Source organism: Actinobaculum sp. 352 (assembly GCF_003957265.1).
Classification (GTDB): Bacteria; Actinomycetota; Actinomycetes; order Actinomycetales; family Actinomycetaceae; genus Asp313.
Window position 1 is genome coordinate 143,632 of record NZ_RQSN01000004.1, and the last position, 14,468, is coordinate 158,099.

A 14,468-nucleotide genomic window follows, 5' to 3' on the forward strand; every position below is an offset into this window, starting at 1 on the left:
TGCTTGTCCAGCCTCACAATTCTTATTACACCACCGAAACATCGCGATGCTGATTCTGATGTCTGGACGATCCACGGCGCGCGGGGCAACGTCGCATCGATTGAACGCCCGCGTGTACATCCCACGTCCCCTCACTGTGAATCGCGCTTCCTCATGGTCAGCATCACGACTAGACAGTTTCAATACACAAGTGTATCCCGTACACTTGTGTATTGAAAGTTGCTTGATGGAAGGAGAGCCGTTGTCCGCGCTTCTACTGCGTATCGGCCGCTGGTGTGCAAGGCACGGTGGATGGGTGCTCGCGGCATGGTGTGCGATTGTCGCCCTGCTTGCCGGAGGCGTCGCGGCTCTCGGGATGAATCTCTCCAGCTCTTTCACCATCACCGGAATGGAGTCCATGGACGGCCTCGACGTCCTATCGGAACGGCTTCCCCAGGCGGCGGGTACCAGCGAACGAGTCCTCATCACTACCGACGACGGCGATATCACCGCCCATCAAGCAGCAATTGAGCAATTCGTTGCCGACGCCGGTGCGATCTCCGGCATCTCGCACGCCTCTGATCCCTTCGCCGATTCAACCAACACGGTCTCCGACCACGGCGCCCACGTACTCATCCAGGTCCAGGCAGACAACTCCGTCGGCACACTCACTAAAACCAATGCGGACAAAGCCGCGAGAGTCGCGGAGGAACTGCAAAGCGCCGCCAGCACACTTGAAGAAGCCGATTCTGCACTTACGGTGCAAATCGCGGGAAACATCGGTTTCGACGTCGGAATCGAACTCTCCGCTACCGAAGGCGTAGGCATCATCATCGCCGCCATCGTGCTGCTGCTCACATTCGGTTCAGTCCTAGCCGCAGGGGTCCCCATCCTTACAGCACTGATCGGAGTGGCCGTGGGCATGCTCGGCATCCTCGTGGCGGCGGCATTTACGGATATCACCTCAGTGACGCCAGTCCTCGCCGTAATGATCGGACTTGCCGTCGGCATTGACTACGCACTATTCATCATTTCACGTGCCCGAGAATACCTGGCAAAAGGTATCGCGCCCGATGAAGCCGCCGGGCGGGCGGTGGCAACCGCCGGGTCCGCAGTCAGCTTCGCCGGCATCACCGTGATTATTGCCCTCTGTGGGCTTTCCGTGGCCGGAATTCCCTTCCTCACCGCCATGGGCATCTCCTCCGCATTTATGGTCGCCATGGCAGTGTGCGTCGCGCTGACCGCTGTACCTGCCACACTCGGCCTACTCGGGCAGCGCATCACTCCACGCAATGGCCGAGCAGAGCGCGCCGGGCGCTTCTCCAGACGTTGGATCAACACGGTTACGCACCACCCGGTGATCGCCATCCTCGCCGTCGTCGCCGTTCTGGGCACGCTCACCGTGCCGATCTCCGGGGTCTACCTCGCCATCACCGACAGCGGCTTTCAACGGGAGGGGACGCAACGCCGCGATGCTTATGATGCAATAGCCCAAGCCTACGGTGACGGCTATAACTCGCCAATCATCGTTCTCGCCGATCTCCTGCAAACCGACGATCCCATTTCCGTCGTCTCCGATCTCGCCGATGATCTTGCCGGCCTCGACGGTGTCGCAGATGTGGCTCTGGCAACTCCGAATCAAGACGGTTCACTGGCATTCATTGAGATCATTCCCAAACACAGCCAGTCCTCTCCGGAAGCAACCGCACTTGTGAAAGACATCCGCTCCCGGGCGCCCGACTTCGAATCCGAGTACGGAATCAATGATCTCATGGTCACGGGCACAACTGCCGTCGCCATTGACATCTCCACCCAGTTGAACGCCGCCCTCTTGCCCTTTGGAATCGTGGTAGTGGGGCTCTCGCTCATCCTATTGATGATTGTGTTCCGGTCCATCGCCGTCCCCGTCACAGCGACGATTGGCTATGTGCTCTCGCTGGGCGCGGGCATGGGAGCCGTGGGCGCGATCTTTGGTTGGGGTTGGCTGGCCGACCTTCTCGCCGTATCGAAGGTGGGCGCCGTCATCTGCTTCTTGCCCGTCATTGTGATGGGCGTGTTGTTCGGACTAGCCATGGATTATGAGGTCTTCCTCGTGTCTCGCATGCGCGAGGAGTGGATCCGGAGCCATGATGCCCAACGTGCGGTGATTCGGGGTTTCGTGGGCTCAGCTCAGGTAGTCAGCGCCGCAGCCATTATCATGACCGGTGTATTCGCAGCCTTCGTTTCAAACCAGAACGTTTACGTGAAGCCGATCGCCGTGGCCCTCACGGTCGGAATCTTCTGCGACGCCTTTTTGGTTCGTATGACGCTGATACCAGCGTTGATGACGCTACTCGGACCCAAAGCCTGGTGGTTGCCGGGCTGGCTCGATCGGCTGCTACCGGTGGTCGACGTAGAAGGCGAAGGACTGGCACGGGCACTCGAGCACGCGGACTGGGTTTCCGAGCACGGCGTCTCGGAGCTGCGAGTTGAGCGCCTAGTCGTATCCGAAGGCAACGACGTCGCCATTGACGATTTGAGTATCGTCCTCGCGCCCGGTGAGTTGGGACTCTTCTGCAGTGATGACACCGTTGCGCGGGCGGCGCTGGCCGCCGTGGTCTCTGCCAGGCTCAGACCGACGGAAGGCCGCGTCGTCGTCGGCGACCACGCACTACCAGACGGAACATCCGCCGTGCAGGGTATGACAAGCTCGCTGCGCAACTGGGACGACGCGCTCAGCCCAACGGCGCGCATTGTTATCGTGGACAACCCGGGCACACGCCGTTGGCAACGAATTCGTGAGTTGCACGAAGAAGGTCGCACCGTGTTGGTCACCGGGCCGGTTGATCTTGCCGTTCCCTCAGACCTCTCTTTCGATGCCCGCGCCACCAACCAGCGCGAAGCACCAACCGATGCTTTACAGGTGAGAACTGCTCCCACTTCTCCCGGCACCGCATCACCCAAACATCTAGCAACTGACAGTGATTCCATCACGACAAGGGGACAACAATGAAGCTCCGTTCAATTCTCTTCGCGCTCGTCCTTCTACTTCCCTCGCTCATCGGACTGACAGCGCTGACCGGCACGAGTTCCAGCATTGACAACATCCATTCCGTGCGCGCCGCCATCGTCAACCTGGACGAGCCCGTAACCCCCGACTCCGGCACAACACTGCCCGCCGGACGCCAGATCACGGCTCGACTCACGCAGGGAGCCGGGTCTGAGGGCAGTACCAGCCTCACCTGGGATATTGTCTCCGCCGACACGGCCGCTACCGGCCTGAGCGACGGAACGTATGCCGCCGTCGTCACAATCCCGAAGGATTTCTCATCCGGCATCGCCGACGTGCTGCAAGGCGCATCTACGACAGCTCCACAGGTAAGCATTGAAGCCAATGGTTCCTCGGAAGTAATGGGGTTGATCTCGCATGCGGTGGTGACATCGGCAAGCAAGGAATTCGGTACTACGCTCACCGTCAACTATCTGGATGCATCACTGGCCGGTACAGGGCAGATAGCTTCGGGCATGGAAGACGCCGCAGATGGCGCGGGAGCGCTCGCCGACGGTTCCAGCACTCTATACAACGGCGCCTCCGAGTTGGCAGAAGGCAGCGCAACACTCTCTGACGGTGTCAGTAGCCTCGCCAACGGAACGGTAACCCTTGCTGACGGGATGTCAACACTCGCCAACGGATCCGTTACCCTCGCCGACGGCATGTCGACGCTCACGAACGGGTCGTCACGCCTCGCCAACGGAGCAACAACACTGTCAAACGGCATGTCAGACCTGCGTACCGGCTCCAACCAGCTCTCCACCGGTGCAAGTACCTTGTCCACGGGTGTCAGCGGATACACCTCCGGCGTTGATAACGCCGCATCCGCCTCGGCCACACTCGCTACGGGCGCCGATCAGCTCGTGACCGGCGTTGCATCATACACCGACGGCGTCCAGCAGGTTCATGACGGCATAACGCAGCCGAGCGGTGCAAGCTCCGTGAGTTTGAAGGACGGCGCAGCGCAAGTGGCCGACGGATTGTCGCAACTGGCCAGCGAGCTCCAGAACGTTGACACCGCTGCTCTCGATGGCCTGCCCGGCCAGCTTGACTCTGCGGCGGAAGGCGCCGGGGAGCTGAAGGCGGCGGCGGATTCCCTCCCCGACCTGATCGAAGCCTGCGGCCAGGGTGATGCGGCCGCATGTCAGGGCGCCAACACCATAGCGCAGGAGATCTCTGGTGGCGCCGATACTCTCAACCAGCAACTCTCTGCAGGAGCAAGCTCTGCCCGTTCCTCTTCACAGTCGCTGAGTGGTCAAATAAGCACGTTGAAGACGAGCGTTTCGACGCTGTCCGCCGGGGCCTCCGGCGTCTCAAGTGGGATCGACACTCTCGCCGAGCAGATCGACAGCAACCTCTTGGGCCCCAACGCCGCACAGCTCAACGCCGGTGCCCAGCAACTGGCCTCGGGCAGTTCAACTCTGAACAACGGGCTGAACACGCTGAGCAGCAATTCACAGTCGCTGAACTCGGGCGCGAACCGGCTAGCCTCTGGATCAAGCACACTCGCCGACGGGACTGCCAGCGCAGCCGACGGTGCGGATACCCTGGCGGAAGGGGCCAACGACCTCGCCGACGGCACGGCGGATGCCGCGGACGGCGCGCGGACACTCTCGGACGGAACCGTCACGGCTTCCACCGGAGCCAACACACTTGCGGACGGAGCGGTAAGCGCCTCCGACGGCGCCGAGACGCTCGCCGGAGGTGCCCAATCGCTTGCCGAGGGATCATTCACCCTGTCCGACGGCGCGAACACGCTGGTTGACGGACTGCGCGATGCCGGCAATCAAATCCCGGTGTATGACACCGACGAAGCCTCGGCCATGTCCAACGCCATCGCTTCCCCCATCAACGTTTCTTATTCATCCGCCCAAGCGGGCACGAAGACATCGCTGGCGGGAGGCGCCTCCGTGATCGCATTGTGGATCGGCGCATTGATTACCGTGGTCGGACTGGGCGCGATGGGCAGCAGGCGTATCGCTTCTGCTACTACGCCCGTTAACTTCGTGCGTAGCTCCGCGCGACCCGCCGTACTCTTCGCGCTCGGGCAGTCCGTGCTTCTGGCAGCGGTGCTGGTCGCAACCGGAGTTTCGCTCGCACATCCTATGGCAGTACTTGTGGTCATTGCCTGCACGGCGATCAGCTTGACCATCGTCCATCAGGGCCTGCTGGCCGTATTCGGGCAACGCGGAGGCGTCATCGCCTCGTTGTTCTTGCTGGTTGCGCAGGTAGTTTCAATGGATGGCGTTCTGCCCGCACAGCCGGGCGGTGTCTTCACAGCGGTCCGGCAGGCGTTCCCACTGCCGACGGCGGCTGACGCCCTCACCACGCTTATTACCGGCATCGGTCCATCTGTCGGAAGGGCTATCGCCGTAGTTGTGGCTTGGGCCGTAGTCGCCTTCGTCGCCTCGATAGCTGCGGTTGCGCGCCGCCGCCAGACCAGCCTCGGCTCACTGCGCGCCGCCGCAGCACAGGCGTAGGGCGGGGCACGAGCGTAGGGCACGAGCGTAGAGGGATCGGGCCGGAGGGCAGGCTGCCAGGCGCGACGTCAGGCCTTTGCAGCTGTGGCTGCGTGCAGCAGTTGTCCTCGGTATGCTCGCGATGGTCACACGCGGCACCTGGTCTCCGGTGGTAGCGATTGCTTCGTACGGTGGCTTGGCCCCCTCTGGCAGCGACGGCTACGTGCAACGGGCGAACCCCTCTGGCAGCGACGGCTACGTGCGGTGGCTGGTCCTCTGAACGCAAAAGTTACGTACAGTGGCTTGGCCCCTGGCGGCTATAATGTCCGCGCGCGGCAGCTTGGTCTCTAGTGGCTGCGACCGCTACGTGTACCACGCCGTACAAAGCCGTCTGCTCCCAGTAATACTGCGGCCGCCATCAAGTCATTCGGTCGGTAGGAGCTTGTGAACAGCCCGCAATCAATTGCCTTATCGGTGAGGAAATCGGGCGCAATTGGAGCCGGGTGGGTTATATCCCACACCAGGAGCCCAGCCATGAGCTCAGCTGCAGCCGCAGCATCCAGCGGTGGCATCCCGAGCCGCTCGAGCCCAGCGTATGCAGCGCGCAGCGCCCTGGATGAGAGCACAGACTCGGTGCGCGCCAGCGGCCCGACATTATAGGAAACTACGCGCCCAGCCGCCTGCTCGACAGTTGCGCGCCACCGGCCGATCCGTTTCGCCGCAGCATAGTTCGGCCCCTGCACGTCAATGAAACCGTTGTATACATTCGCCCCGTGGTCGCCGTGTACATCACCTTCTGAACCGGTATGCGTCGCACGGACGTGGGTGGGGGCGGAGTCGGCCGAGCAGGCGCAGGCAGAAACGGTGGGGGCGGAGTCGCCGTCGGAGCAACCAGCATATGCGCCGCGCTGGATACCGTTGTTGCCGTTGCACAAGGCGTTGTGAATCCCTTGCCGCGCTGCTCCTTGACCAGTGGCGGATACGCCGGGTTTCCGAGCCGGTTCCAATCGGCGCACTTTGGCGTAGGCGGTTACGGCGTGTGCCAGCGCTCCCGTGCCAAATCGGGTGCGAGGCGCGAGATCGAGCAGGAAATACGCGTCGGTCGGAGTCCCGTACCAGGCGAGCGCTATGTCCGGACGTGCTTCGATGAGTAGGCGCTCGACGACGTCGGCACCTGCCGCCGCCAATAAGAACTGCGATCCGGGCGCATACAGTGTGTCAACAACCACCAGGCGTCCAGGCAACTGCGCTGCCCACCCGGCAATCGCTCCGGGATCGTCGACCACGTCGCCGACACCGCTCGGGGGAAGAAAGAGTGTGCCAGCCGTCGTGGCAGCGTACGAGGTCAACGCGCGCACGCCGGGAGAAGCCGGGCGCCCCACCGCGGCCACGCGCGCTCCCAAAGCCAGCAACGTGCGCGCGGGTGAAAGCTCGGCGGAGGCACCCAGACACACGAAGGTCCACTCGGATAAATCCGGCAAGGCTGGTGCCAGCGCAAGCTCGCGAAGCGCGTTGGCTGCTGCGGGGCGGATTCGGCCCGCCTTCCGCCACTCCCCCAGCCACGTGAGGAAAGTTTCACCGCCGTTACGCCACGCGGGCAGCGCCTCATCGGCTACCTGACTAGCCGCGCCCGCAATGACCGTCCCACAGCCGATGTCGCGCATCGTCACCTCGCCGATCACCCGCCCATCACCGGTCCGAATAGTAGCGGCGATGAACTCCAGGCCGGCCCGCGCGGCCTGGGCGCCAATCTGCGGTGCGTCATAGGCCGAGAGCGCCGTCATGGCGTCGCGGTACGCACGCCACCAAGGATCGGCCGACGCGATAAGTTGCCGCAGCTCGGAGTTTTTGCCCGCAGCAGCCAGGCACATTCCCCGCGTCACCGCCGTCGATGTGAGACGTCCGTCCTCGCGCGGGAGCGACAGCCGATACGGCGAAGGACGGTGGCGTATCAACCCGCCGCCAAGGAATTCCTCCGCGGTGTCATCGGCTGAGGTGTCCACAGCGCGCTGCGAGCGGCCATGCCAGTGGCCTTCCGCCCGCTCGTCAGAAGTCTCGCTGGCAGGGACGCTCAAAATGCGCTGCGACAACAGCTCTTCGTTGTGGTCTACCGGCTCCGACATCTCATCTGAAACCGTATGCGGCATATCCGCTGCTGAGTCACGCGTCCCATCTGCGACGACGGCGTAACACAGATGCACGAGATCACGCCCGTTGCGCTCGTCCAGTATCGCGTAGTCCAGGCGCGGTCCGACGACACTTCCATAACCGTTGCGCTGCGTTCCGTGCTGTTGCCCTCGAACCTCGACATCCGGCTCCCTCTCCGCCGAACCGGACCGTTGAACTCCCACCTCGGGTTGTCCGCGCTCGGTTCGTCGGGCCTCGGCTTGCCGTACAGAAGGTCCAATTGTCGGCATACCAGTCGTGGACTGCGATTCCGTGCTTCCAGACTGCGCCTCTCGCACCTCAGATGCGGGCTGCCGCTCCCAGCCCGCAGATTCCTCTGCACCGTCCTTGGGAAAGCACTCCTGGAGCGGGCGACTGCCCTGTGAATCGAGCGCGCCCCTAGCCTGTGGAGTACCTGCCCCCAGCAGCACCAACTCGACGGTGGCCGGAAGCATCACGGGCGCCCGAAAATAAGCAGCCCCGGCACAGGGGGTTCGCCCGTCTATCCCCGCTTGGGTGGCAGCCCACGCATCAAGCGCAGCCCCGTGCAGAATCGCGCGGCGAAATCCAAAGAGCCGCGCCGACACTGCGGACATGTGAATGGGGTTGGCGTCACCTGTCAGTCGTGCCCATTGACGCGAATCAGCGATAGAAAAAGCACGGCGGGCCATTTGGGGACACTGTCCGACGTCGAGCCTGCCCGCCGAGTTGACGCCGTATCGGCTGCGGGCATCCGGTACCGGGAGCACGACAGGTGCCGCAGAACCGCCTTCGTCGCTTTCCTGCATCTCACGCGCGGTGCCTGCGGGCTTATCGGCTTGCTTCTCAACACCGTCTCCTCCAGCGAGTTCCTCCAGCGTCCGCTGGTTCTCGTTCCCGTGCAGATGGTCCAGATTCACCCGCCTGCCACGTCCCGAATGATCCTCCTGCTTCCCGTGTGCGGCGTTTGAGGCCTCATTGTCACGCTGTTCATGCCCAGCCGCTCCGGGAAGGCCTTCTCGCCCCTCCCGTTCCTCTCGCATTAGCGGACTACCCTGCCAGCTCTCTCGGTCTAGTTGTAGTTCCCGCTGCCTTTCCTGCCCGATGGACTCGGCGCCTCGGCGCGTTCGCCGAGACAGATAGGAAATAGCCTCTTCGTAGCACAGGCGCGATAGAGATCGTCTATTGGCCGCTGTCCGGCTGGAAGACCCTCCGCTCGCAGGCCCTTCATTCGCGAGCCACACCGAGCAGAACAGTTCCAGATGCGTGCCGGCAGAGTCCTCGTGTACGCCACCCACTCGCACCTGGATATCCAGCCGGTCCCCCGTCTTCACCGGGCGCAGGAGCCGCCATGACTGCCCGGTCACCACCAGCCTTGGCAGTGAAACAGGTAGCCGCTGATCGGCAAGTACCTCCACACTCGGCTCGAAACACAGCGCATGTAACAGGCCCGGAGGAACCATCAGAGAGCCCTGAACCCTGGGACCCTCCACACCGAGAAACTTGGCGAAGGTCGCCACCTGCTCGCGCGTCACGGACGCCGTCGTCGTGATGCATGGCCCATTCCCAAGCGACTGCCGTACTGGTTGTTTCCTATTCGCGCTGCTAACGGCCACAGCGGCGAGACGACCCAGTTGCTTGATGTGCGACCTTGCCATGTGCCCTCCGAATTCCCATTGGCTGCCTAGAACGCTTGCGCGTTGCGCGCGAGCTACTACGTGCGCAATGACGACTCACGCATCACACATGCGAACGACTACATGCGCAACGACCTCCCACGGGTCGCGGCCGCAAACGAGCGCGTACGCAACGCAGCCACAAACGACCACATGCGCGTTGCAGCCATTAGCGACTACATGTGCAACAACCTCCCACGCATCACACATGCGAACGACTACATGCGCGACGACCACCCACGCATCACACATGCGAACGACTACGTGCGCGACGACCACCCATGCATCGCAACACGCCTACCCACCCACCATACTTGTTTCAGTTGCCCTTGGCTGGCCCCTCGTCCAGGTCACACCTGCCTGAGGGACGCGATCAGCCCAATAGTGCGCACGCCCCAAAGCGTCCGTGTCAAAATCCCGTCCAAACGGAAACAAAATGGAATCGCTCAATTTAAAGAATGGCGGAATTCCGCGGATTTGAAGCGATGGCTGTTTGGCGAACTCATCGTTTGGACGGGATTTTGACACCTGTAGCCCACCAAGGCCGCATTCTCGGCCTGCAGGAGGCGCGTGCGACGGGCACCGAGCCGCGTTGGCGCTGCCACGCAGCGCATTGTCGGCCTAAAGGCCGGATTGGCCGCCCATACATGCGCACCGCCCCTATATGTTAGGAACATATGCTAGGTGCATCGCTCTCGAAGAACGCACAGGACGCCACGCCCGCCTGCCAGGGACGCGTTCCCAAAGCATCCGTGTTAGCAGGGCGCCATTACACCAGCCAGCACTTCTGGCGAGGGCGAGCTCATAGCACCTGCGCTGAGTCATATCACCCGTGCTAATCGGGCGCCGGCAGCAAAGCCCAAAGCAAAAGAGGGGACCCGGAACCGGATCCCCTCTCGCTAGCTTTATGTCAGTCGCTCAGCAGGCCAGTCTGGTAGGCCTTCGCCAGCTTGCGCGGAATGCGCACCTCGCGCCCTTGAACGCGGACGGTCTGAAGCTCGGTCAGCTCGGCCTTCCACTGGGAACGACGAGAGCGAGTGTTGCTGCGGGACATCTTGCGCTTGGGAACTGCCATGTCTACCGCTCCTCTCCATCAATCAACCGCCGGCCGGCGGCCCGTCTTCTTTCTTCCGCACCGGCATTTCACCGGCGCACACAAGTCAGCATTTTACCCGCCCAAGCCCCTCCCCGCCATTCCGGAGGCGAGCTGTGCAGGCGCCATCCGCGAGGAGTTGCTCACAGCAAGTTGCTCACACTCTCTTTCCTGCCCCGACGGCATAAGTCCCCTCTACGCATGCCGCTCATTCGTCGAATGAACAGAGCAGAGCCGCACTGATCGCAAAGTTGTTCGCATATGCTCAGCTTCGCCCACCGCAGTCCAAATCCAACCATGCACATCGAAGCAGAGCCACCACATATCGAACTTCGACCGCAGTAGGAAGTGTGAACGCCCACCGTCAGCAACACCCCGACCACCGGCACTTATGGCCAGTGACGCGCACATCCGATGAGTCCTCGCAGTGCCTCGTCAATGAGTGGTCCACAATGGAAGGGTGAACCCGATCCTGCTTTCCTCTGCGGCCCAGCGCAGCGCATTGCGGAATGAAATCGTCGTCAAACGCTCACGTTTCTTGGCTGCGGTAGCTCGAGTTCCCGATGCCGCAGCAGCTCGCGCGTTCATCGACGCCGAACGTGCTGCAACACCCGATGCTCGGCATCATTGCACCGCTTTCCTCGTCTCCGTTTCGGGAGCGGCCCCGCAATCGCATTCCTCCGACGACGGTGAGCCCTCCGGAACTGCCGGACGTCCCATGTTAGACGTGCTGACGGGAAGCGGAGTTATCGACATCGTCGCCGTAGTCACGCGTTATTTCGGCGGTACCCTCTTGGGCACGGGCGGCCTTGTGCGCGCATACTCCGATGCGGTTCGCGAATGCCTCGAGGGAGCGAAACTCGTAGAACGGCAACACGTCCCTATTTGGCAGGCATTCCTGCCCCACGACTATGCCGGGCGTTACATCGCAAAGGTTTTTGAAGCCGGGGAAACGGTCGAACCAGAATACCTGGAAGATGGCGTGCGAGTATCTGTGATGACCGACGCCGGCGAGCGTCTGCACGCTGAGCTGGCGCAGCTCTCCGGCGGCGCCATCACGCTTAAACAGGAAGGCAGCGCCGTCGTCGAACGCCCCTGGGGGCATATTCGCTCCGGGAAGGCAGTCACTGACGGAGAAACGCCCGGTCAGTAACAGGCAGCTGGGAGCAGACCCAACGTAACTCTAGCGTGGCTCGTCACGTCCAAGCCGCAACGTTGAAGTACGCGCCCACTCTTACGCATAGGCTATGATCATCCACGCAGTCACGGCCGATCTTCACACAGGCTCAATGGCGCTGGACTCTTGCGGGCGGCATACAACGCGGTTGCCGCCGCGCTACGCACGGACTCGACAACAACACCTGGACACGACCTGGTCAACGCGCCCGCGCCACCGAACTCACTGCACCACCAGGCTCACTACACCTCCAGACGCACTGCACCACCGAACTCACTACACCTCCAGACCCGCTGCACCACCGCCCCTTGCCGCATCGTATTTCGCTATGAGAGACAATCACCTCAAAGATTGGACAACAGCCAGCGAGTGTGCGAGTGTTAATCACGTCGTCCATGGAGAAAAAGAAGGAGGGGACCTCATGATGCACGCAACTCGCCGTCCCTCCTTCTGCATGTGCTGTCTGTGTCTTTAGGGCGTCAGGCTTTACTGGTGCGCCCGCGCACGCTTGACGCTCGTCAGCTCCCCATCTGAGCATCATCATTCCCACGAGAATTCGAGAATTCATAGGCATTTGCACGTAAAAGGAGTTTCCCATGTCTAATATTCACGCCGACGCTACCGCACTTGTTGGCGGCACCCCGCTCGTCCGTCTCAACCGTCTGACCAATGGCTCGGAAGCCACCGTGCTCGTCAAGCTCGAGTACTTCAATCCCGCCAATTCCGTGAAGGACCGTATCGCCGTCGCCATCGTTGATGCCGCCGAAGAGTCCGGCCAGCTGCCTGCAGGTGGAACGATTGTGGAGGCAACATCCGGCAATACCGGTATCGGCCTGGCATGGGTAGGGGCCGTGCGCGGCTACAAGGTCATTTTGACCATGCCGTCGTCCATGTCGCGTGAGCGGCGCGCTCTTCTGCGCGGTTTCGGTGCCGAACTGATCCTCACCGACCCCGCCGGAGGAATGCAGGGCGCAGTGGATAAGGCGAAGGAAATTGTCGCCTCCACACCGGGCGCCGTATTGGCCTCGCAGTTCGCCAATGAGGCCAACCCTCGCATTCACGAGAAGACGACCGGGGAAGAGGTCTGGGCCGATACCGACGGCAACGTTGACTACTTCGTCTCCGGCATAGGTACAGGTGGAACAATTACCGGCTCCGGGCGGACTCTTCGCCGGTACAACCCGGATATCAAGCTTGTTGCCGTTGAGCCGACTGAATCGCCGCTCCTTTCCGAAGGCAAGGCGGGTCCGCACAAAATCCAGGGCATCGGCGCGAATTTCGTGCCGGACGTACTAGACACAGACATCTACGACGAAGTCATCACCGTGCCGAGCGATGCCGCCTTGGCTACCGCGCGACGGGCTGCTACCGAAGAGGGATTACTGGTTGGTATCTCCTCCGGGGCCGCGATTGCGGCCGCCCTGCAGATTGCCAAGCGCCCGGAAGCGGCTGGTAAGACAATCGTCGCCATTGTTCCGGACTTCGGAGAGCGCTACGTTTCGACGCCGCTTTTTGAGGGACTCGCTGACTGAGACAGGAAAATGGCCGTGGGCCGGTGCCTCGTGGTACCGGCCCACCCGTATAACATTCTGACCTGGGCACCGTGCTGAAATTGAGCGCGGGAGGGCCGGGCAACAGAAGGAGACTGCACGATGGGACAGGCAAAACCACGGCTGCGGGAGTTGCTGCGCGAGGATCTGAAAGCAGCGCGCGACCATGACCCTGCGGCACGATCTAATGTCGAAGTTGCCCTTGCCTATTCCGGCGTCCACGCATTGTGGGGTTATCGGGTCGCACACGCCATGTGGGAATCCTCCCCGCGCCTGCGTCTACCGGCACGCCTGCTCTCGCAGGCCGTGCGCGGACTGACCGGCATCGAAATCCACCCCGGCGCGAAAATCGGGCGTCGCTTCTTCATCGATCACGGCATGGGCGTAGTGATCGGCGAGACCGCTGAGGTCGGCGAGGACTGCATGCTCTACCACGGTGTCACCCTCGGCGGCACATCGCTTGAGCCCACAAAACGCCATCCGACGTTAGGCGACGGCGTCGTCGTCGGTGCCGGCGCAAAGGTTCTCGGACCGATCACATTGGGTGACGGCGCTCGAGTGGGAGCTAACGCCGTCGTCGTCAAAGACGTCCCACCGAAAACCACCGCCGTGGGGGTTCCCGCCAAGTTACATCAACGCGCATCCGAGGCCTACACCATCGACCCGGCGATGTATATCTGACAGCGGCAGACTCTGATAGCGGCGGAATCTACGCACTTCGTACCGGGTGGCGGATTACCGTCTTGAGCTTCTCCGGTGCCACCTTGCGCGCATCACTGAGGTAAATTTCGTGGTGGTGGCGCTCCTGTGTAATGTCGAGAACGTATCCCTGCTGTGTGGCGAAGTCATCTATCAACGCCACGGTCGCAGGTTCGCGGTCATAGGGTCCGATGTGCATGCATTGAACGCATAGCCCCTCATCAAGTGGCAGGTACTCCACGGCAGAGAAGTCGGCATTCTTCTTTCGCGTTGCCTCGCCGATAGCCCAGGCAAACTCGTCCCGCGTAACGAAGTCAGGTAGGCGGATCACAGAGATCCACTGGAAGTCAGCTTTGCGGGCGTAGTCGACCCCGGCGACGCCGTCCTGCCACCAGAAGCCCTCCAGCGGCGGAACCACGTAGTCAAAATACCCCGCAATCCGGTGATCGCCCATCTTGCTCATTTTGATGGTGAAGGCGACGCTGTACAGCAGGTTGATCGCCTGCTTGTATTCCCCGTCCTCAAGATTGGGATCACCGCTACCTCGTACCGCAAGGAAGTTCATCGCAGGCACCGTGACGATGCCCGGTTTCCTCGGCGGCAGGTAGAACTCCTTGTACTCCTTCTTGAAATCAAATGCCACAGTGCACCTTTTTCCC

8 protein-coding genes are annotated in these 14,468 nt (G+C 62.0%); 5 read left to right on the forward strand and 3 right to left on the reverse strand.

The features are described 5' to 3' along the window. The first annotated feature begins 226 nt into the window (after positions 1–226). Together EKN07_RS05780 and EKN07_RS05785 are read left to right on the forward strand one after the other, a co-directional pair. Positions 227–2,971 (forward strand): MMPL family transporter, encoded by a 2,745-nt coding sequence (locus EKN07_RS05780; protein WP_241228143.1) that lies wholly within the window; start codon positions 227–229, stop codon positions 2,969–2,971. Continuing rightward, on the forward strand, positions 2,968–5,490 hold the full coding sequence (locus EKN07_RS05785; protein ID WP_126145866.1) for a YhgE/Pip domain-containing protein: 2,523 nt from the start codon (positions 2,968–2,970) through the stop codon (positions 5,488–5,490). The genes EKN07_RS05780 and EKN07_RS05785 overlap by 4 nt, the downstream gene beginning before the upstream one ends. Before the next feature lie 326 nt (positions 5,491–5,816). Here EKN07_RS05785 and EKN07_RS12845 read toward each other — a convergent pair whose 3' ends face one another. Beyond that, complete coding sequence (locus EKN07_RS12845; RefSeq protein WP_206435681.1) at positions 5,817–9,272, reverse strand: MaoC/PaaZ C-terminal domain-containing protein; 3,456 nt, start codon at positions 9,270–9,272, stop codon at positions 5,817–5,819. 928 nt (positions 9,273–10,200) lie between these two features. After that, the gene (gene rpmF, locus EKN07_RS05795) at positions 10,201–10,365 is read right to left on the reverse strand and encodes a 50S ribosomal protein L32 (RefSeq protein WP_108715975.1); all 165 of its coding nucleotides are present in this window, start codon (positions 10,363–10,365) and stop codon (positions 10,201–10,203) included. Positions 10,366–10,843: 478 nt separating this feature from the next. Here rpmF and EKN07_RS05800 point away from each other — a divergent pair, with 478 nt between their 5' ends. The 3 genes from EKN07_RS05800 (at position 10,844) to epsC (ending at position 13,791) form a co-directional block, all read left to right on the forward strand. Next, positions 10,844–11,536 (forward strand): YigZ family protein, encoded by a 693-nt coding sequence (locus EKN07_RS05800; protein ID WP_108715976.1) that lies wholly within the window; start codon positions 10,844–10,846, stop codon positions 11,534–11,536. Positions 11,537–12,156: 620 nt separating this feature from the next. Then, positions 12,157–13,092, forward strand: coding sequence for a cysteine synthase A (cysK, locus tag EKN07_RS05805; protein WP_108715977.1), 936 nt, complete (start codon positions 12,157–12,159; stop codon positions 13,090–13,092). Between the two features lie 120 nt (positions 13,093–13,212). Next, complete coding sequence (epsC, locus tag EKN07_RS05810; protein WP_108715978.1) at positions 13,213–13,791, forward strand: serine O-acetyltransferase EpsC; 579 nt, start codon at positions 13,213–13,215, stop codon at positions 13,789–13,791. 28 nt (positions 13,792–13,819) lie between these two features. Here epsC and EKN07_RS05815 read toward each other — a convergent pair whose 3' ends face one another. Then, a complete protein-coding gene (locus EKN07_RS05815) occupies positions 13,820–14,452 on the reverse strand; it encodes a GyrI-like domain-containing protein (protein ID WP_108715979.1) in 633 nt (210 codons plus the stop codon). Between the last annotated feature and the right edge of the window lie 16 nt (positions 14,453–14,468).